Below are 18,414 nucleotides of genomic sequence, written 5' to 3' on the forward strand. Positions count from 1 at the left end.
TCCGGGATCAGTTAACCACTACAATGGCAACTCGTCTCCCGTTATGGAAAAGATGTCAGATACCTCCTATGCAAAGAACTACCTGTACGAGGAGAGTTGATTGAGCAATTGATGGCACGGCAGGACATCCTTTCAATGGAAGGAGTGATGAAGCTTTCTAGTAAACTCTACACAGATTCTTCAACTGGGCATTTCAAGAGAGGAGCTGCATCAAGGACAAGCGGTGGATGTGTTAGCCGATATGTAAGTTTTCTCCAACAACTCGAATTAACGTACGACCTTTATATTCTGGACGATACCCAGTTACTTAAATTGTTACCTAGAGAATTTCAACGCTTTATAGATTAGATAAGTTGATATTTATTGTTGTGTTAAATTTAATACTCACTAAGTCAAGCGTGTTAGAGAGTATCAAGCGTCAGCTAACTTGATTCTATTAAGCAAACCCTAACCTAATTACAATAACACGCTTTGACCTGATTAATTTCGACTCATGACGAGCAACTATAATGTGATACGCCGCCGATATCACTCAGCTCTATCGGCATAAGCCGATAATATTTTTCCTCGATGTCTTTTGATTGTTCAGCGTAGGGTTGTGTCATTACTTCCTGTAACTCACGAAGAAGTGTGTATTCACCTTCGGCTGCTTGTTTATAAGCAGCAACGAGCTGCCACTCTCGCAGAATATATTTCGGATTGACCCGTTTCATTTGACTGGAAATTGCTTCACGGGAACGTGTAGGGTTGGTGTCGTTTTTGTCACTGATGCCTACAAGCGATTGCCACCTATCAAACCACGCTGACCAGTGTTTTTCAATGTCCTGAGCGTTTTGAGACGTGGAGTTAGTGCCATTTTCTGAAGAATTGAGTTCACCATAAAAGCTTTTTTTCAGTGACTCAATGTCGTCTGGCAACACTGAGAGCTCACGAAAGAAAATGGTGTAATCGACGGGTGTCAGAGTCATCAGGCTGATAAGTTCGCTGAACAATGCTTCGTTATAATCCTCAAGCCCGAGTTTAGCTGCCCACATTTTTTCTAATTGCGTTTGGATGATGTTAGCAAAACCGTGTTGAACCTCTTCAAGCTCTGAGAGGTAACGCTGATCGTCTTTAAGCAAAGGTTGTAAGGCTTTACAAAACATAGCGAAGTTACGCGCTGCTGCGGCGGGTTGGTTAAAGAATGAGAAATGACGTCCGCCACCAATCCATGGCTGGTATACAGGCTCAAATGTTTCACAGAAGCCAAAAGGACCGTAGTCGAGTGTAAAGCCGCCAACAGCGCAGTTATCACTGTTGAAATTGCCTTGGCAATAACCAACACGTATCCAGTTAGCGATAAGTGAGGTGAGGCGTTCACGAAACGCCTTGGCAAGTAAAATCACTTTGGTTTCGATATTCAGGTCGCAATCGATAACGTCAGCATATTCTCGATCGATGACGTGCAAAACGATCTTTTCCAGCTCTTCCATGGCGTTTTCGTGAGCATGATTCACAACGCGACGAGCAAATAGCTCGAGCTGACCCACTCGAATAAAGGAGGGGGCAACGCGCGTTGAGATGGCAACGGGTTCATTGATAATAATATCTGGTTCACTTGCTGTTGAACCCTCCGAATACCAGGGGCGTCTGACGCGTTCGGTGGTTGATGCATACAAACTTAATGAACGTGATGTGGGCACACCGAGTGCGTGCATGTGCTCTTGAGCAAGAAACTCTCTGATGCTGGATCGTAAAACAGCCCGACCATCTGCACCTCGGCAGTAAGGCGTTCGCCCGCCACCTTTTAACTGCATTTCCCAGCGTTGGCCTTTGATAACGGCTTCTAATACGGAAATCGCTCGACCATCACCGTAGCCGTTACCGGTCTGGAATGGGCATTGTTGAGTGTATTCCGTACCATAAATAGAGAGGGCGTAACCTGTCGCCCAACCGATTGGACGGATAGGCTCAGGAACATGAGTGAGATTGCCGGAGAACATCTGAAGGAAGTCTTGCGAGGTCGCCAGACTGTCAGCGAAACCGACTTCATCGAAAAAGGTTTTGCTGTGTGTGACGTAAACAGGATTCTCGATTGGCGTGGGTTTTACCGGAACATAATGTCCCGAGAAAACTTGTCTTGGATAGTGATCTTCGCCATTTACCGTTGCATCAGGATCACGGTTAAGCGAGTCCATGAGCGAATAGCTTGTCAGTTTTGCCAGGTCGTCGAGTGTCGAGACTTCTGAAGTCATATTTTTGAGGGCTTATTAATAGTGTCAGATGGTTTGATTTCACCAGTATGACTGGCTTAATCAAGCGAAGTTCTACGTTAACATTTAACTGAATTTACTCAAAACGCACTAAGCAGAACGAATCAGGGAGAAATGGAAGCAGTCGGGAAATTAAGAGTCAGCCAACTTGATTAGGCTGACCCTTATCTATAGTCAAAATGTCGATGAAGCAGTTACGCAGGATGAGATTGAAAGAGCAATTACTCTACTGTTTCGCTGTTAGTGCTTGTTGGACCCAGCCTTCAGCACCGTCATCTGTGGTGACAAAATAAAAGCCGTTTGCCTGTTCACCCATAAATACCAGACTGCTGGTTTTATCAACGAGCGAGACAGTCTCTGATGATTTGCTTGGATCTTTATAGACTTTCAGTTTGTTGATTTTAGCAACTAATACATCGCCTGCTTCAAGAGCGCCGCTGGTATCTTCTGACTCATTATTACCAAAACCCATCGTTTTGCCGAGAGAACTGACTTCTTTTGAACTGCTGCTGACATCGGAAACCGCATTTTTCAGATCACGAATACCATCCATGAAGTCTGCATGTACGACGGGTGTAATGGAAGTCAAAGTCATTGTAATTGCTAGAAGAAGTGCCTGTTTGAACATGGTTATATATCCTTATTGAGAATGATTATTTCTGTATTTTTCGGATAATAACTAATTTTGTAAAAAATCTCTTACATTTCTTAACAGTCCGGTTTGCAAGCCAATCACATTAACCCAATTTATTAAAAATCCAATAAGCCGGACGAATCAGTAAAAAATGAATAACTCTGTAAATCCAGGTTATCAATATATAGATCGGACTAAAAATGCCTAGGAATGGCAGATAAAGTAAAACAAAGCTCAGTCGATGCAGCAGATAACGGAGGGTGAATGGAAACCAGTGACGGTAATTGACTCTGAGTGGTGAGGTCCAGAGTTTGAGGTATAAGAACCAGGATGTTTTGTAGGCGACCAGGCCAATCACTAATGAAGCGATTAATGAAAGATGAACCCATGACGGGATAGCTGGGTGGATGCGATCATCCAGTTCTTTCGCTCGAGCCTCATTAGGCTGAAATAGCATGACGGATTTTGTTAAAACATGCAGTGGCATTAAGGCGAGTTCGAGGTTGCTGCTTTGTGGTTGGATGGCTTTTGTGGCAGAGCTGCTGTGATCAAAATGCAGGGCGGTACGTAATTTCCCTGATGAATCAATTTCTACCGGCACTGGCGATGAGGTGTTTTTGGGTGCAAAGGCATTATAAAAGTCACCAGCGGTATATGAATTTAAACTGCCAGCATCTTTTCGTTTTTGCCAGTCTTTAGCCAGTTGATCTAAGGTTTTTTTCGGTTTGTCTGAGCCCAGAATGATCAGACTGATATCTCTGTCAGCAGCGACTTTTTCCAAATCCGTTACAGCGATCTTTTCTTTACCTTGAATGATAAAGCCATCCTCTACCTTGGCTGAAATAACAAAGCTTTGCTGCCGCATTGTTTTGAGTGCATTCAGTAACTGATTTGTGCCGACTTTATCCACCGGTATTTTTGAGCCGTAGCTTTGTTTGGGCAGCGTCAGATCAGGATTATCAGCTAATTGAATTAAACGCATATTTGCCGAGGTAACCGGCCGTTGTAACTGCCACAATGCCGTTTTTAATGAAGACATATCGCTAATGTTGATACTGATATGGTTATCAATCAGATTGGTCGTTGCCGGGCTGGTGCTTAATGAATAGGTTTTGCCATGCCGTGATTTGAGTTTGATGGCAACTTCTGTGGGCAGTTTATTAAAGGCATCCAGAGAGTAGGGGAGATTGCTTTCAGAAAGTAATAAAGTAGCTTGTTTGTTGGCATCCACTGCATTTTCAGTGAATTGATGCACCGGCACGCTTTTGCCATCGGGTGTTCTTGCCATCCACTGGTTTTGGCTGTGATTGAAGCTAATTTCAGCGACACTACCTTCTGGGTAATGAGCTAATTCATCAGCAAAGCGGAAAGATGAGGCGTGATGTGTGTCCGGCGCATCCACTTTTTTGCCTAATTTGGCTAAACCAGAGATCAAACCTGCTTCGGCCTGAGGAACTGTAAAAATGAATAGGGCGGCCAGGGCTAGGAAAAGCCAGCTTATTTTAGTGGGGGAAGCGGTCATTCAGACGTCGTTCTCTTATGGTCCATCACATCGGAAAAAATGGTACAGCAAATTTGAGCTTAAAGGCAGAAATCAGCGTGTTTTCTGGAAGCAGTTAACAAAATTTATTAATCTGTTTTAACGATTAAATTAACAGGAAATAATCGTTGTATTAAATTATTACTTCTAAATTAAACTGTGGCTGAATTTCAGGGGCATGGCAAATGTGTGAGTCAGCGTCGGCCCTTCGCTCATATTGCCTATATAAGGGAATTGCCATGTTTAAGAAACTTTCTATACCTAAGGCCCTGCAGTTAGCATTCGGCGCATCAATAGCGATTATCATTGCTGTGGGCATTTATCCGCTATTCGCTATTCATGATCTGCAAAATAAATTTGTCTCTGTGGTGGATCGAAATGTCAGCTTATTAACCACGATTTCTGATTTACGTTATTACACGGTTACTTATCGTCGCTTTGCTTTAGATTATGGGTTGACCAATGATGCAGACGAGCACCAGAAGATATTGGTGACGATTGATTACAACAATCAGAAGATGTCTGAAGCTATGAAGCATATGCTTTCCTTAGCCGATACGCCTGTCATTCGCCAAAATATAGAAAGTTTTCAGCAGCAAATAGCTGACTATGTTGCCATGCAGAACAAGTATATCGAGCTTATTGATCAAGGCCGAATTGATGCTGCAAGACAAGAAATGCTGGGTCCGATGCTGGCGCCTTTTAATGCGATTGTTAAGTTGTTAAGTGATTTACAACATGACTTGCAGGCTGAAGCGATTGAGATCAAACAAAATGAGGCGGCACACATTCAGACATTGGTCATACAGAGTGCTGTGACAGGCATTATTTCTGTGGCCTTTGTGTTGCTGATGATCTTCTTCATCACCCGTAAAGTGACCGTGCCTCTCGATAAATTGATCCAACAAATGCAGGCGGTAGAGCAGGGAGACTTGAGCAAAAACTTAGTGCTCTCAGAGTTTGCTGAGGATGAGTTGGGATCGGCAGCTTATTATTTTGATCAAATGCAGCGTGGTCTGGCGCAGTTAGCTCAGGAAATCAACGACAGTGTGCAATCATTGGAAGTGACCAGTGAACAGTTAAATAATAGAGTGCAGGAAACGACGCTAAATCTGGCGACACAGCGTAACGAAATTTCTCAAATCGCCACAGCGACTGAGCAAATGCAGGTGGGATTTGAAGAGGTAGCGATACGTACCGTGGATGCTTCTCAGCAGAGCGAACAAGCCAGCCACGAAGCGCAGGAAAGTGGCGAGATGATTCAGCAGTCGATACAGCAGACGGAAGATATGGCGACGGCGTTAAGTAATACCTCTGAAGTGGTGACTAAATTACAACATGACAGTCACAATATCAGTGTTATTTCAGAAGTGATTAGCGGTATTACAGAGCAGACAAACTTACTTGCTTTAAATGCAGCTATTGAAGCTGCCAGAGCCGGTGAAGCGGGTAGAGGTTTTGCGGTGGTGGCTGATGAAGTGCGTAAATTGGCGACGAAAACCAAGTCATCTTTGGGGGAAATTGCCGATGTGATTGCTTCAATTCAGCGTAATGCGGCCCAAGCGGCGGATATGATGCAAAGCAGTCAGGAACAGATGCGTTCAGGCCTCAGCCAGATTCGTAATATGGGCAATTCTTTCGACAATATATTGCAGGTCTCCGACAGAATTGCCGGTATGAGTAGTCAGATTGCCACTGCCACGGAACAGCAAACTTCCGTTGTTAAAAATTTAACTGAGAGTGTTTCGACTATTTACCTAGCTTCTGATCGTATTGCTGACAGTGCGAAATCAACCGAACAAGCTTGTTTAGCTTTGGGTAATGAAAGTCAGCACTTAAGTCAGTTAGCCAGTCGCTTTAAACTAGCTTAGGTTTATCGTGCCGGGAAACAGTGAAAGAAAATAATATGTTGTAGAAATAAAAAAGCCTCGATACTTTGCAGTATCGAGGCTTTCATATTCTTATGGTACCCAGGGCCGGAATCGAACCGGCACGCCGGATTAGGGCGAGGGATTTTAAGTCCCTTGTGTCTACCAATTTCACCACCTGGGCAACAAGCCGCACATTATAACGAAGATTTTCGATTTGTTCACTACCCTTTTTACTATTTTGTTACAGATTTGGGTAATTGGTAGTGGGCTTCGATCATTTCACGGGTCAGAATACCGTAGATTCGTTCGATCATCGGGGCGTTCTGACGGCTGACATAAAGGGCTTCTACATGATGTTCGTTCAGGGCCTGATACGCTTCGAACAGACTGGTATGTAAGGAAATTTTGTGAACATCACGACGGGTACCAGGAATCTGCATTAAGTCGATTTCGCTGTTTTCGCCCATGTCTTTCACGCTGACCGCTCTTGCCAGATCGCTGGCGGGCATCATCACGACAGGAATACGATCACGGGTGATGATGATCCATTCAGGACTGTTTTTTAAGGTTTGCATCGCCATTTGAGCGTTGATCACTTGATTTAAGGTGACAAAATTACGCTGCATAGCTGCCCCGACACTGACTTTTCGTAATGCTTGTGAAATGGGGTCGTTTTGAAAATCGAGTCCGCGATAACGCAGAATGCTGACAAATAGAGCATCGAGCTTAAAGTAGTCATGAATAATCAGACTGGAGAAAACAATCGCCAACATCCCTGGCAGGATGATTTCCGGATTACCGGTTAATTCCAACATGGCCATCAAAGCAGCAAGTGGGGCTTTAAGTGTGGCCGACATCATCGCACACATACCGATAACCGCATAAAAGGTCATGGATGAGGCATATTCCGGCATGACTAAATTACCGATATAACCCAGAATCGCACCAGCACAAGCACCAACGACCATAGTAGGGCCGACCATGCCGGCGGGAATGCCAAAACCAACACAGGCAGAAGACAGCACCAATTTAAGAATCAGAATAATCACCAGGCTGCCAATCGCGATTTCATTAGCAGAAATACTGCCAATAATGCCGTAACCCATACCCATTACTTCGGGCACAGCCATGCCAAAAATACCCATCAAAATGCCAGCGTAGGTTGGACGTATCCAGGCTGGATGTTTACTGAATGTGCCAGAGAAAAATTGCAGACTTTTTAACGATAAAGTCGCTAAACCACCAATAATGATGCCGAGAAAAATAATGTAGGGCAGCTCCCATAACGATTGCATTTGGGTAGCGAGATTGACGAAAACGGTATCATCACCAAAGGTCAGACGGCAGACCACTGCGCCAGTGACGGCTGCCAGAATGACTGGAATAAAGCTGGCGATATGGTATTCCATCATGATGACTTCCATCGCGAAGATCACACCAGCAATGGGGGTATTAAACGAGGCAGCAATGGCGGCGGCAGAGCCGGAAGCAACCAGAATACGTACGCTGTTATTGGGCAGTTCTAAACCACTGGCAAGTAAACTGCCGCTGGCGGCACCCAGATGAACCCCCGGACCTTCGCGACCCACAGAATGGCCGGTGATAATGGCGATACTGGTGCCGATAAATTGGCGAACCGCATTTTGCCAGGGAAGCCGGCCTTCATAGGAAGACAGCCGTTCGATCACATGCAAAATACCGGTATTGCGTTGCTCTGCATCGAGCCCACGAAATAACAGACCAATCAATAAACCGCCGATAATCGGCATGGCAAGTAACCAGTACCACGGCAAAGAGTCATAACTATCGACTTCACCAGAAGGGAATAGCAGCATCTGACCAGAATCAATGGTCAGGCGTAACAGAATGATGGCCAGACTCGACAGTAAACCGGTGATGACCGCAAGCACATAAAGCTTTACGCCCAGTCGACCAAAGATAAAGTACTGTCGGAGTTTTTCCAGCATATTCCCTATATAACTTTGGAAAATCGCTGCCTTGCTTGTTGACTGTATTTATCAAACACCATGCAGATATTACGTATTAACAAGCGGCCAGCGGGTAAGACTTCTATAGAGTCCCATTTATACTGCAACAGGCCGTCTTGGGCAAATTGTTCTAGGTCGGCAATGGCATCTGCAAAATAGTCGTTGAAGTTGATCTGATAGGCTTTTTCAATGGCGGGTATGTTCAGGGCAAAATCACAGATAAGACGGGTGATGATATCGCGACGACATTTATCATCGTCATCCAGCTCTACACCGCGTAATACGGGCAATTTACCTGCTTTGATCGCTTCATCGTATTCCGGCAGTGTTTTCACATTTTGCACATAGGCATCACCGACTTTGCCGATAGAGGTCACACCAAAACCAATCAGATCACACTCTGCGCGGGTCGAGTAACCCTGGAAGTTGCGATAGAGCTGTTTGTTTTGTTGGGCCAGTGTGAGTTCATCACCAGGTTTGGCGAAGTGGTCCATACCTATATATACATAACCCGCCGCAGTGAGTTTATCGATGGTGCGATGCAGAATTTGTAACTTCACTTGTGGTGGCGGGATATCGGCTGTGGCGATCTGGCGTTGTGTTTTAAATAGGTCTGGCATGTGTGCGTAATTAAACACAGATAAACGATCCGGGCTGGCAGCAATCACTTTGTCTAAGGTGTCGCTGAAGCTTTCCACGGTTTGATGCGGCAGGCCATAGATCAAGTCCAGGCTGATGCTACGAAAACCTTCACGACGTGCGGCGTCTAAAATCGAGAATGTTTGTTGTTCTGTTTGAATCCGGTTCACGGCTTTCTGCACTTTAGGATTGAAGTCCTGCAAACCCAGGCTGATGCGGTTAAACCCCAGTTCTCTTAACAGTTTGATGGTGGCGTCATCCGCTTCGCGGGGATCAATTTCAATCGAAAACTCGCCTTTGTCATCATCCGCCAAGGTAAAATATTTTCGTGTCTGCGCCATCAGTTCACGCATTTGTTGATGCGTTAAAAACGTCGGTGTGCCGCCGCCCCAGTGTAATTGTTCTACTACACGGTTTGTATCAAACAATTCTGCCTGCATGCGAATTTCTTCATAGAGATTTTTCAGGTAAGGCTGAGCATGCTGGCGGTTTTTGGTGATGATTTTATTGCAGGCACAATAGAAACAAACCGTATCGCAAAACGGCACGTGGAAATATAAAGAGAGTGGGCCACCACGCTGATTTGATAAGGCAATATGCTGAGCATAAGTGTCGGCAGTAAAACCATGATGAAATTCGACCGCTGTCGGGTAAGAGGTATAACGCGGGCCAGCTTTGTCGTAACGGCGGATTAATTCGGCATTAAATTCAATCGCATCAGTCATGGTTTTGTTCCTAAATAATGTGTGCAAAGTATAACCAGCGAGGATTTGTGCTGTTTTAATATCCGAACAGATCTTGACCTGGATCAAAGCTGGCGCTGGCTACGGACTGATGAGTGGAGAAAAAGAATCGCTTTGCCTATATAAATCATCGATTTTGGTGGTTTGGAAAAGCCGTTATCTACGGTATTATTAGCCTCTTTTTTAGCATCTCCGGCAATCATCTATGAAAGTATTAGTCATCGGTAGCGGTGGGCGCGAACATGCGCTTGCCTGGAAACTGAATCAATCTCCAAAATGTTCTCAAGTCTTTGTCGCACCCGGTAATCCCGGTACGGCCACTGAAACGAATATCAGCAATGTGGATATCAAAGTCGAAGATATCGCCGGGCTGGTGAAATTTGCTCAGGACAATGCGATTGATCTCACCGTGGTCGGGCCGGAAGTGCCATTAACCATGGGCGTTGTCGATGCGTTTGAAGCAGCGGGTTTACGTTGTTTTGGTCCATCAAAAGCGGCGGCACAATTAGAAGCCTCAAAGAGTTTCACCAAAGACTTTTTGGCTCGTCATCAAATTCCAACCGCGGCTTATCAAGTATTTACTCAGGTTGATGAAGCCAAAGCCTACATTCAAGAGCAGGGCGCACCCATTGTGGTGAAAGCCGATGGTTTAGCTGCGGGTAAAGGCGTGATTGTGGCGATGACCGAAGCCGAAGCCATTGCTGCGGTAGAAGATATGCTGTCTGGTAATGCCTTTGGCGACGCCGGTAGCCGCGTGGTCATTGAAGAATTTATGACCGGCGAAGAAGCCAGCTTTATCGTGATGGTCGATGGCGAACATATTCTGCCACTCGCGACCTCACAAGATCATAAAGCACGTGATGATGGTGATAAAGGCCCGAACACAGGTGGTATGGGTGCATATTCTCCAGCTCCGGTGGTCACCGATGAAGTGTTTACACGCATTATGGCCGAAGTGATTGAGCCTACTGTGAAAGGCATGGCGGCTGATGGTCGTCCTTACACCGGCTTTTTGTATGCCGGTTTGATGATTGATCAAGCCGGTGCGCCGCGTGTGGTTGAATATAACTGCCGTTTTGGTGATCCCGAAACCCAGCCTATTTTGATGCGTTTGCAATCTGACCTTATCACCTTATGTGAAGCAGCTTTAGATAAACGCTTGAATGAAGTCGAAGCTGAATGGGATCCTCGTGCAGCTATCGGTGTGGTAATGGCCGCAGGTGGTTATCCCGATAGTTATCGTAAAGGTGACGTGATTACGGGCATTGCTGACGCTGAGAAAAACGGCAGCAAAGTGTTCCATGCTGGCACTGCAAGTCAAGGTGATGATGTGGTTACGGCTGGCGGTCGTGTTTTATGTGTGACCGCACTGGGTAATACCGTGGCAGAAGCGCAAAAGTCGGCTTATCAGGCATTGGATCACATTAAGTGGAAAGATGCGTATTTCCGTACCGATATAGCCTACCGCGCTGTGGCACGTGAGCAGGGCTAAATTGACGGCTTAAGAAGGTAAAAAAAGGGGTTACTGGTTAACCCCTTTTTATTGAGTGACATTAGGGTATTCAATCAGTGTGGTCTGAATAGAGGCGAGAACATGACAAATACTTGGCGATTACGAGAAGCGGTAAAAACCCTGAATGCCGGTGGCGTTATCGGCTACCCGACAGAGGCGGTGTTTGGTGTGGGCTGCGATCCTTGGGATGAAGAAGCATTATTGCGTTTATTAGAGCTGAAACAACGTCCCTGGCATAAAGGGCTTATCCTTATCGCATCAGACTTTAATCAGTTACAAGATTTTATTAAACCCGTTGATGCCAAAGTGTTAGCCGAACTGAATAAAACCTGGCCCGGCCCTGTAACGTGGTTACTGCCAGTGCGTGAAGAAGTCCCGATGTTGTTAACGGGCTTACACGACACCATTGCCGTGCGAGTGACGGCGCACCCACAAACCCGTGCTTTATGTGAAGCCTTTGGTGGCGCGATTGTCTCAACCAGTGCCAACCTCAATGGCTTACGACCAGCGATGAATGTGCATCAGGTTCGCTGGCAATTGCCTGAGCTGGATTATGTGTTAGCGGGTAGTTTGGGCGGCGCCAAAAAACCAAGCCAAATCAGAGATGCACAAACAGGAGAAATTTTACGATGAGTACACCGGACATTGATGCCGTTCGTGAATACCTACTTCGTCTACAAGAAAGTATTTGCAACGAACTTGAATTAATAGATGGTAAAGCATCGTTTGAAATTGATGACTGGAAACGTGAAACTGGCGGTGGTGGTCGTACTCGAGTTTTAACCAATGGCGCCGTCTTTGAACAAGGTGGTGTTAATTTTTCTGAAGTCAGTGGAGATGATTTACCGGCTTCGGCAACGGCCAGCCGTCCTGAGTTAGCGGGTCGAAGTTTTCGCGCGATGGGTGTGTCACTCGTTATCCATCCTCATAATCCGTACGTACCAACATCACACGCCAATGTCCGCTTTTTTATTGCAGAAAAAGACGGTGAAGATCCTATCTGGTGGTTTGGTGGTGGCTATGACTTAACGCCTTATTACGGCAATGAAGAAGATGTGATTCATTGGCATACCACCGCTAAAGCCGCGTGTGATCCTTTTGGTGAGGATGTGTATCCACGCTTTAAAAAGTGGTGTGATGAGTATTTTTACCTAAAACATCGTGATGAGTGCCGTGGCGTCGGTGGTTTGTTTTTTGATGATCTGAATGAATGGGGCTTTGATCGCTGTTTTGCCTTTATGCAATCGGTTGGCGACAGTTATATCAAGGCTTATGCACCGATTGTGCAGAAACGTAAGGACACCGAGTTTGGTGAACGCGAACGCGACTTTCAGTTATACCGTCGTGGACGTTATGTCGAGTTTAATCTGGTGTATGACCGTGGCACATTGTTTGGATTACAGTCGGGAGGCCGCACCGAATCGATTTTGATGTCGCTACCTCCACTGGTGAAATGGCGTTATCACTGGATTCCGGAAGCCGGATCAGCAGAAGCCCGTTTATACACGGACTTTCTGCCGCCACGCGACTGGATTTAAGACTCGCCGGATAAGGCGGCGAGTTGATCCGCCTGATATTCGTTGATCAGGGGTTCAATAACCTGTTCCAGCTCACCTTCCATGATCTCAACCAGTTTGTATAAGGTCAGATTGATACGGTGATCAGTAACACGTCCCTGAGGATAGTTATAGGTACGGATACGTTCGCTTCGGTCACCTGAACCCACCAGTGATTTACGTGTTTGAGCTTCTTCGGCCGCTTGTTTTTCTACCTGCGCAGCCATGATGCGCGCTTGTAAAACGGACATCGCTTTTGCACGATTTTTATGTTGCGAACGCTCTTCCTGACATTCGACGACGATACCGGTTGGAATGTGAGTAATACGCACCGCAGAATCTGTGGTGTTAACGTGCTGACCACCGGCGCCTTGAGAGCGGTAGGTATCGACTTTTAAATCGGCCGGGTTGATATCGACTTCATCAATTTCATCCGCTTCCGGCAGAATAGCCACTGTACAGGCCGAGGTATGAATACGGCCTTGTGATTCCGTTTCCGGAACCCGTTGAACACGGTGAGCACCTGATTCGAACTTCAGACGTGAATATGCACCTTCACCAACAATGCGACAGATGACTTCTTTATAACCGCCATGTTCACCTTCCTGCGCATTGATCACTTCGACTTTCCAGCGACGAGACTCAGCATATTTAGTGTACATACGGAATAAATCGCCAGAGAAAATCGCTGCTTCATCACCACCGGTTCCGGCACGAATTTCCAGGTAAATATTGCGTTGATCATTAGGATCTTTAGGCAGTAATAACTTTTGCAGGGTTAATTCGAGCTCTTCGATTTTTTCTTCTGCAGCATTAATTTCTTCTTTTGCCATTTCACGCATGTCAGCATCATCTTCATTCAGCATCAGCTTGGCATCTTCTAATGCGCTGATTGTGCGGCGATATGCGTTGAAATTGCTGACAACAGGCTCTAATTGAGCATATTCCTGCGACAGTGATCGGAATTTATTCTGATCGGCCATGGTGTCAGGATCAGCGAGCAGACCACTAATTTCTTCATGACGATCAACGAGTGATTCTAATTTATGTTTGATCGAATCTTTCACTTGGGATCCTTGATATTAAACAGACGCCGCGCTGCGGTGAGTAAATGGCCTTCTTCATCAAATCCGGATTGACGGAGCTGGCGACTCGGTTCATGCAGTAAACGGTTGGTCAATGTACGTGCGAGCTCAGTCATAGCCTGTTCGGCAGGCATGCCTTGCTCAAATTGTTTTATTGCTCTTTCCAGTGAATGCTTACTTATCTCTTCAGCATTGTCACGTATGGCTCTAATTACAGGGACGGCATCTTGGGTTCTGAGCCAGGCCTGAAAATGATCCACTTGTGTATCGATAATTTCTTCAGCCTGTAAGGCCGCATCACGACGAGATTGTAAGTTCTCTTCGATGATTTCTTTCAGATCATCAACACAATAAAGGTATATATCATCCAATAATCCGACTTCGGCTTCAATATCGCGTGGTACGGCGATATCGACCATGAAAATTGGTTTACGTTTACGGATTTTTAAGGCTCTTTCAACAGCACCTTTACCGAGAATTGGCAGTTGGCTGGCGGTTGAGCTGACCACAATATCGGCTTCGGCCAAATGTGCCGGCAGTTCACTCAGACTAATGGCATAACCATCTACTTGAGTGGCGAGATTATGTGCCCGTTCAATCGTGCGGTTGGCAATGATGATACGTTTAATACCATTGTCATAGAGATGGCGTGCGACCAGTTCAATGGTCTCGCCTGCACCTATTAATAAGGCGGTGGAGTCAGCCAGCTCGCTAAAAATTTGTTTCGCCAGACTGACGGCAGCAAAAGCTACCGAAACAGGACTGTTTCCAATCGCGGTATCCGTACGGACTTGTTTGGCAACTGCAAATGCGTGTTGAAACAAACGGCCTAGTGATTTTCCAAGGGTATTAGCATTAAGTGATTGGCTATAAGCATCTTTTAGCTGACCCAGAATCTGGGGTTCGCCCAGCACCATAGAATCCAGACCACAGGCCACGCGCATCAGATGACGAATGGCGTCGGCATGCTGGTAGTGATACAGATAAGGAGTGATGGTGCCATCTTCCTGTTGATGATACTGATGCAACCAAGCGAGGATATGGTTGTCAGACTCTGCATCAACACAACAATAGATTTCAGTACGATTGCATGTCGACAAGATAACGACTTCAAGTATGGAATCATCTTCATGTAAAGTGGATAAAGCTGCTGGAAGCATGCTCGCATCAAACGCAAATAGCTCACGGATATGAACCGGAGCAGTGTTGTGGTTGATGCCATAGGTGACAAGATGCATATTAAGAAAAAGTCGTTATTAAATGCTGTTAAACTTTACAGCCATTATTACAATCGTCTGTTATTAGTGAAAACAATTCGCCATTCTATCAAAATCAAACGTTCAGGTCGTTTTAATATGGATTCAACGAAATCATTCATGATGAATGTAGGGCAACATACTAAATATTTTGCTCTGATCGGACTTACCTCACTCATTACTGCCTGTGCTGCAACCCCCGCACAGCAAAGTAAAGCCACAGTTGATGAGGCGCAAAAAGTCGTCAAAGCTGCACCGGAAGTGAAAGAGGAAAAAAAGCCCGAAGTCACTATGCCAATGTCACCTGAACTGATGTACTACATCCTTACTGCGGAAGTGGCGGGTCAGCGTGGTGAAGTCGGAGCCGCCGTTGAACTTTACGAGCGAGCTGCGGATATGGTCAAGTCGCCTAAACTGGCTGGCCGAAGTGCTCAGGTGGCGACACTTTCCCGAAACGAAGAAAAAATTAATCATGCTCTGGATCGCTGGTTAGAAGTGGATCCTAATAATGCCGATGTCTATATGATGCGCGCGCCATTTTTGATGATGGAGAAAGACTATGACGGCGCAGTTCAGGCCATTAATAAAGCACTGTCTCTAGCGCCAGAAAATCAAAAACTGTACTTAGCCAGAGCGACAGAAAATCTGGCTGAAGTGGCGTCTCCGGAAGAAGCGCTCGCCACACTGAAGAAATTAGATCTGTATAAGCAAGGCCATCCTGATGCGCATTATGCGTATGCTCGCTTAGCGTTCTTCTATCAGCAATACCCAGAAACACTGGCTGAAATTGATCCTTTATTAAAAGCCGATCCTGAGAATGAAAGTTATCTCGTTTTGAAAGCCGATACCTTACAGCGATTGGGTAAAACCAAAGAAGGTGTGAAACTGCTAGCCAAACCTGCAGCAAAAGATGATGCCAGTGATGAACTGCGTTTTACCTATGGCAAATTATTAGGTGATGACGGCCAACTGGACAAAGCACGCACTATTTTTGAATCCATTCAAGCGGATAATCCAGAAAATCGGGATGTGCTTTTCGCGCTTGGCTTGTTAGCGCTGGAAGAAAAAGATGGCGAAAAAGCCAAATCGTATTTCAGTGATTTATTAAGACTGGGCGATCCTACCAATCAGGCTGCGTATTTTATGGGGATTGCTGAAGAGTTGAATGCCAATGTCGATGCCGCGCTGGTTTGGTTTGCCTCAGTACCGGTGCAAAGCAGTCGTTTTGATTTAGCGCAGACGCATTACATTAATTTATTGCTGGGTCGCGATGACATCGATAAAGCCCGTGAACATCTGGCACAGTTGAGACAGCAATTACCTAATAAAGCCCTGCAGTATTACTTATTCGAAGCCAGCTTGTTACGCGACCACGGTATGAAACAAGAGGCTTTTGACTTATTAACAAAAGCCATCAAGCATTACCCAAAAAATGAAGATGCGCTTTATAGCAGAGCGATGATTGCTGAGTCGATGGATAGGCTAGATGTGCTGGAAGCGGATTTAAGACAGATTCTGGCCAATGATCCTAATAATTCTCAGGCATTAAATGCACTGGGTTATACATTGACGGATCGTACTGATCGTCATCAGGAAGCATTAAAGCTGATTCAACGTGCTCTAGAACTTAAGCCAGGTGACCCTTTCTACCTCGACAGTCTGGGTTGGGTTTATTATCGCCTGGGTGACTTAGAAAAAGCGGAAAAATACCTGCGGGAAGCGACGGAAGCCAATCCTGATTCGGAGTTCATTGCCCATTTAGGTGAAGTGCTGTGGCAGCGCGGCAAAAAACAAGAAGCGAAAAAAATCTGGGATAAAGGTCTGTTGCAAGATCCTGACAATACCTTGTTAATTGAAACCATGCGCAGGTTTGGCCTATGAGGTTAGTCTGGCTGGCAGCACTGAGTCTGTTGCTGACCGCCTGTGCGCCTTTATGGCAAGCAAAAACGACTGAGTCGCCAGAGCAAAAATGGCAACAGCAGCAGCAAGAAATAGCGTCACTGAAAGACTGGCGGTTTCGAGGTCGTACGGCGATCACCCAAGGTCGTGAAGGCTGGAACGCGGGAATCACTTGGCAACAACAAGGTGATGGTTTTGATATCAAATTATCAGGCCCTTTTTCCCAAGGTGGGGCTGAGTTAATGGGTGATGCACAACAAGTTACCTTAACGCTGGATAATGGTGAGCAATATTCGGCGCAGACCCCCGAGCAACTTTTAGCCAAAACTTTAGGCTGGCTTTTACCGGTGAGTGCATTACGTGATTGGGTGAGAGGCGTGCCTTATAAAGACGCTGCAGTAGATAAGTATCAACTGGATGAAAATGGGCGTCTGAAAACCTTAGAACAAGCCGGTTGGCAGGTGGAATACCTGCGCTATGTGCCATTTAATGGCTTGGTGGTACCCGCTAAAATTTTTATCAAACACCCTGATTTGAATATTAGATTAGTGATTGCAGATTGGAGTCGAGCTGAGTGAAAGCATGGCCAGCGCCGGCAAAATTAAATTTATTTTTGCATATCACCGGACGGCGGGAAGACGGCTATCACAACCTTCAGACCGCATTTCAGTTTCTGGATTTTGGCGATAGTCTGTTTTTTGATACCAATAACTCAGGCAAAATCGATCTACAAACTGAATTTGCAGGTGTGCCCAGCGAAGATAATCTGATTGTTAAAGCGGCAACATTATTAAAACCCTTTACTGAAACACATCATGGGGTGGATATTTCCGTCACAAAACGCTTACCCATGGGGGGCGGTTTAGGAGGCGGCAGTTCAAATGCCGCTACAACATTAGTCGCGTTGAATAAGCTATGGCAATGTGGTTTGTCACAGCAAAAATTAGCGCAAATCGGACTCAGTTTGGGGGCAGATGTGCCGATTTTTATCGCTGGTCACGCTGCCTGGGCAGAAGGCGTCGGCGAAGACTTAACGCCAATATCCCCGATAGAACCTTGGTTTGCGGTGATTTGTCCTGATTGTCATGTGTCTACTGCAGAAATATTTTCATCGGTTGAATTGACACGAGACTGCGAACCTATCACAATACCGCGCTTCCTTTCTGGGGAAGGCAGAAACGTCTGCGAAGCGGTAGTGATAAAACACTATCCGGCAGTTGCAAATGCACTGGAATGGTTGGCACAATACGCGCCTCCGAGAATGACTGGTACAGGAGCATGTGTTTTCGCTGATTTTCAAAGTCAGCAACAAGCACAAGACGTAATAGATAAACTGCCTTCACACTGGCAGGGTTTTGTGGCAAAAGGCTGTAATCAGTCGCCACTCACTGCAAGAGCACTGGCAGAAAAATAAGCCAGATGTGACTGCAAGATGATA

General features: G+C 45.7%; 14 protein-coding genes and 1 tRNA gene. 7 read left to right on the forward strand and 8 right to left on the reverse strand.

The features are described 5' to 3' along the window. Positions 1–491 precede the first annotated feature (491 nt). From B2248_RS01715 to B2248_RS01725, 3 genes are all read right to left on the reverse strand, one after another. The gene (locus tag B2248_RS01715; protein ID WP_273182933.1) at positions 492–2,234 is read right to left on the reverse strand and encodes a protein adenylyltransferase SelO; all 1,743 of its coding nucleotides are present in this window, start codon (positions 2,232–2,234) and stop codon (positions 492–494) included. 244 nt (positions 2,235–2,478) lie between these two features. Next, positions 2,479–2,880, reverse strand: a complete 402-nt coding sequence (locus tag B2248_RS01720; protein WP_273182934.1) for an SH3 domain-containing protein — start codon at positions 2,878–2,880, stop codon at positions 2,479–2,481. 109 nt (positions 2,881–2,989) lie between these two features. Then, complete coding sequence (locus tag B2248_RS01725) at positions 2,990–4,408, reverse strand: hypothetical protein (RefSeq protein WP_273182935.1); 1,419 nt, start codon at positions 4,406–4,408, stop codon at positions 2,990–2,992. A 257-nt stretch (positions 4,409–4,665) separates the two neighbouring features. Between B2248_RS01725 and B2248_RS01730 the strand changes: the two genes are divergently transcribed. Next, positions 4,666–6,297 carry a methyl-accepting chemotaxis protein gene (locus B2248_RS01730; RefSeq protein WP_273182937.1) on the forward strand — a complete coding sequence of 544 codons (1,632 nt, stop codon included), beginning with the start codon at positions 4,666–4,668 and terminating at the stop codon, positions 6,295–6,297. Positions 6,298–6,390: 93 nt separating this feature from the next. On the opposite strand, the gene B2248_RS01735 is transcribed toward B2248_RS01730, so the two are convergent. The 3 genes from B2248_RS01735 to hemN form a co-directional block, all read right to left on the reverse strand. Next, positions 6,391–6,478, reverse strand: a tRNA-Leu gene (locus B2248_RS01735). 52 nt (positions 6,479–6,530) lie between these two features. After that, entirely contained in the window at positions 6,531–8,264 is a 1,734-nt protein-coding gene (locus B2248_RS01740; RefSeq protein WP_273182938.1) for a chloride channel protein, read from the reverse strand. 5 nt (positions 8,265–8,269) lie between these two features. After that, on the reverse strand, positions 8,270–9,649 hold the full coding sequence (gene hemN / locus B2248_RS01745; protein ID WP_273182940.1) for an oxygen-independent coproporphyrinogen III oxidase: 1,380 nt from the start codon (positions 9,647–9,649) through the stop codon (positions 8,270–8,272). Between the two features lie 223 nt (positions 9,650–9,872). Between hemN and purD the strand changes: the two genes are divergently transcribed. From purD to hemF, 3 genes are all read left to right on the forward strand, one after another. Further along, positions 9,873–11,159 carry a phosphoribosylamine--glycine ligase gene (gene purD, locus B2248_RS01750; RefSeq protein ID WP_273182941.1) on the forward strand — a complete coding sequence of 429 codons (1,287 nt, stop codon included), beginning with the start codon at positions 9,873–9,875 and terminating at the stop codon, positions 11,157–11,159. A 102-nt stretch (positions 11,160–11,261) separates the two neighbouring features. Then, a complete protein-coding gene (locus B2248_RS01755; RefSeq protein WP_007144379.1) occupies positions 11,262–11,813 on the forward strand; it encodes a Sua5/YciO/YrdC/YwlC family protein in 552 nt (183 codons plus the stop codon). Further along, positions 11,810–12,718, forward strand: coding sequence for an oxygen-dependent coproporphyrinogen oxidase (gene hemF / locus B2248_RS01760; protein ID WP_273182942.1), 909 nt, complete (start codon positions 11,810–11,812; stop codon positions 12,716–12,718). The genes B2248_RS01755 and hemF overlap by 4 nt, the downstream gene beginning before the upstream one ends. Here the strand turns inward: hemF and prfA are convergent. Beyond that, on the reverse strand, positions 12,715–13,803 hold the full coding sequence (gene prfA / locus B2248_RS01765; protein ID WP_273182944.1) for a peptide chain release factor 1: 1,089 nt from the start codon (positions 13,801–13,803) through the stop codon (positions 12,715–12,717). The genes hemF and prfA overlap by 4 nt on opposite strands. Then, positions 13,800–15,059, reverse strand: coding sequence for a glutamyl-tRNA reductase (gene hemA / locus B2248_RS01770; RefSeq protein WP_273182947.1), 1,260 nt, complete (start codon positions 15,057–15,059; stop codon positions 13,800–13,802). The genes prfA and hemA overlap by 4 nt, the downstream gene beginning before the upstream one ends. Here hemA and B2248_RS01775 point away from each other — a divergent pair. Genes B2248_RS01775 through ispE form a run of 3 tightly spaced genes read left to right on the forward strand, consistent with a single transcriptional unit; the run spans position 15,054 to position 18,390 of the window. Continuing rightward, positions 15,054–16,958 (forward strand): tetratricopeptide repeat protein, encoded by a 1,905-nt coding sequence (locus B2248_RS01775; RefSeq protein WP_273182949.1) that lies wholly within the window; start codon positions 15,054–15,056, stop codon positions 16,956–16,958. The two genes, hemA and B2248_RS01775, sit on opposite strands and share 6 nt — an antisense overlap. Further along, a complete protein-coding gene (lolB, locus tag B2248_RS01780) occupies positions 16,955–17,554 on the forward strand; it encodes a lipoprotein insertase outer membrane protein LolB (RefSeq protein ID WP_007144384.1) in 600 nt (199 codons plus the stop codon). The genes B2248_RS01775 and lolB overlap by 4 nt, the downstream gene beginning before the upstream one ends. Then, positions 17,551–18,390: a 4-(cytidine 5'-diphospho)-2-C-methyl-D-erythritol kinase gene (ispE, locus tag B2248_RS01785; protein ID WP_273182951.1), complete on the forward strand. Its 840-nt coding sequence runs from the start codon at positions 17,551–17,553 to the stop codon at positions 18,388–18,390. The genes lolB and ispE overlap by 4 nt, the downstream gene beginning before the upstream one ends. The last annotated feature ends 24 nt before the right edge of the window (positions 18,391–18,414 follow it).

This window comes from Methylophaga sp. UBA2012 (assembly GCF_002335235.1).
GTDB lineage: Bacteria > Pseudomonadota > Gammaproteobacteria > Nitrosococcales > Methylophagaceae > Methylophaga > Methylophaga thalassica.

Excerpts from the sequence above, each read along its gene's own strand:
- B2248_RS01715 (WP_273182933.1), bottom strand. The coding sequence starts at position 2,234 with ATGACTTCAGAAGTCTCGACACTCGACGACCTGGCAAAACTGACAAGC.
- B2248_RS01720 (WP_273182934.1), bottom strand. The coding sequence starts at position 2,880 with ATGTTCAAACAGGCACTTCTTCTAGCAATTACAATGACTTTGACTTCC.
- B2248_RS01725 (WP_273182935.1), bottom strand. The coding sequence starts at position 4,408 with ATGACCGCTTCCCCCACTAAAATAAGCTGGCTTTTCCTAGCCCTGGCC.
- B2248_RS01730 (WP_273182937.1), top strand. The coding sequence starts at position 4,666 with ATGTTTAAGAAACTTTCTATACCTAAGGCCCTGCAGTTAGCATTCGGC.
- B2248_RS01740 (WP_273182938.1), bottom strand. The coding sequence starts at position 8,264 with ATGCTGGAAAAACTCCGACAGTACTTTATCTTTGGTCGACTGGGCGTA.
- hemN (WP_273182940.1), bottom strand. The coding sequence starts at position 9,649 with ATGACTGATGCGATTGAATTTAATGCCGAATTAATCCGCCGTTACGAC.
- purD (WP_273182941.1), top strand. The coding sequence starts at position 9,873 with ATGAAAGTATTAGTCATCGGTAGCGGTGGGCGCGAACATGCGCTTGCC.
- B2248_RS01755 (WP_007144379.1), top strand. The coding sequence starts at position 11,262 with ATGACAAATACTTGGCGATTACGAGAAGCGGTAAAAACCCTGAATGCC.
- hemF (WP_273182942.1), top strand. The coding sequence starts at position 11,810 with ATGAGTACACCGGACATTGATGCCGTTCGTGAATACCTACTTCGTCTA.
- B2248_RS01775 (WP_273182949.1), top strand. The coding sequence starts at position 15,054 with ATGCATATTAAGAAAAAGTCGTTATTAAATGCTGTTAAACTTTACAGC.
- hemA (WP_273182947.1), bottom strand. The coding sequence starts at position 15,059 with ATGCATCTTGTCACCTATGGCATCAACCACAACACTGCTCCGGTTCAT.
- lolB (WP_007144384.1), top strand. The coding sequence starts at position 16,955 with ATGAGGTTAGTCTGGCTGGCAGCACTGAGTCTGTTGCTGACCGCCTGT.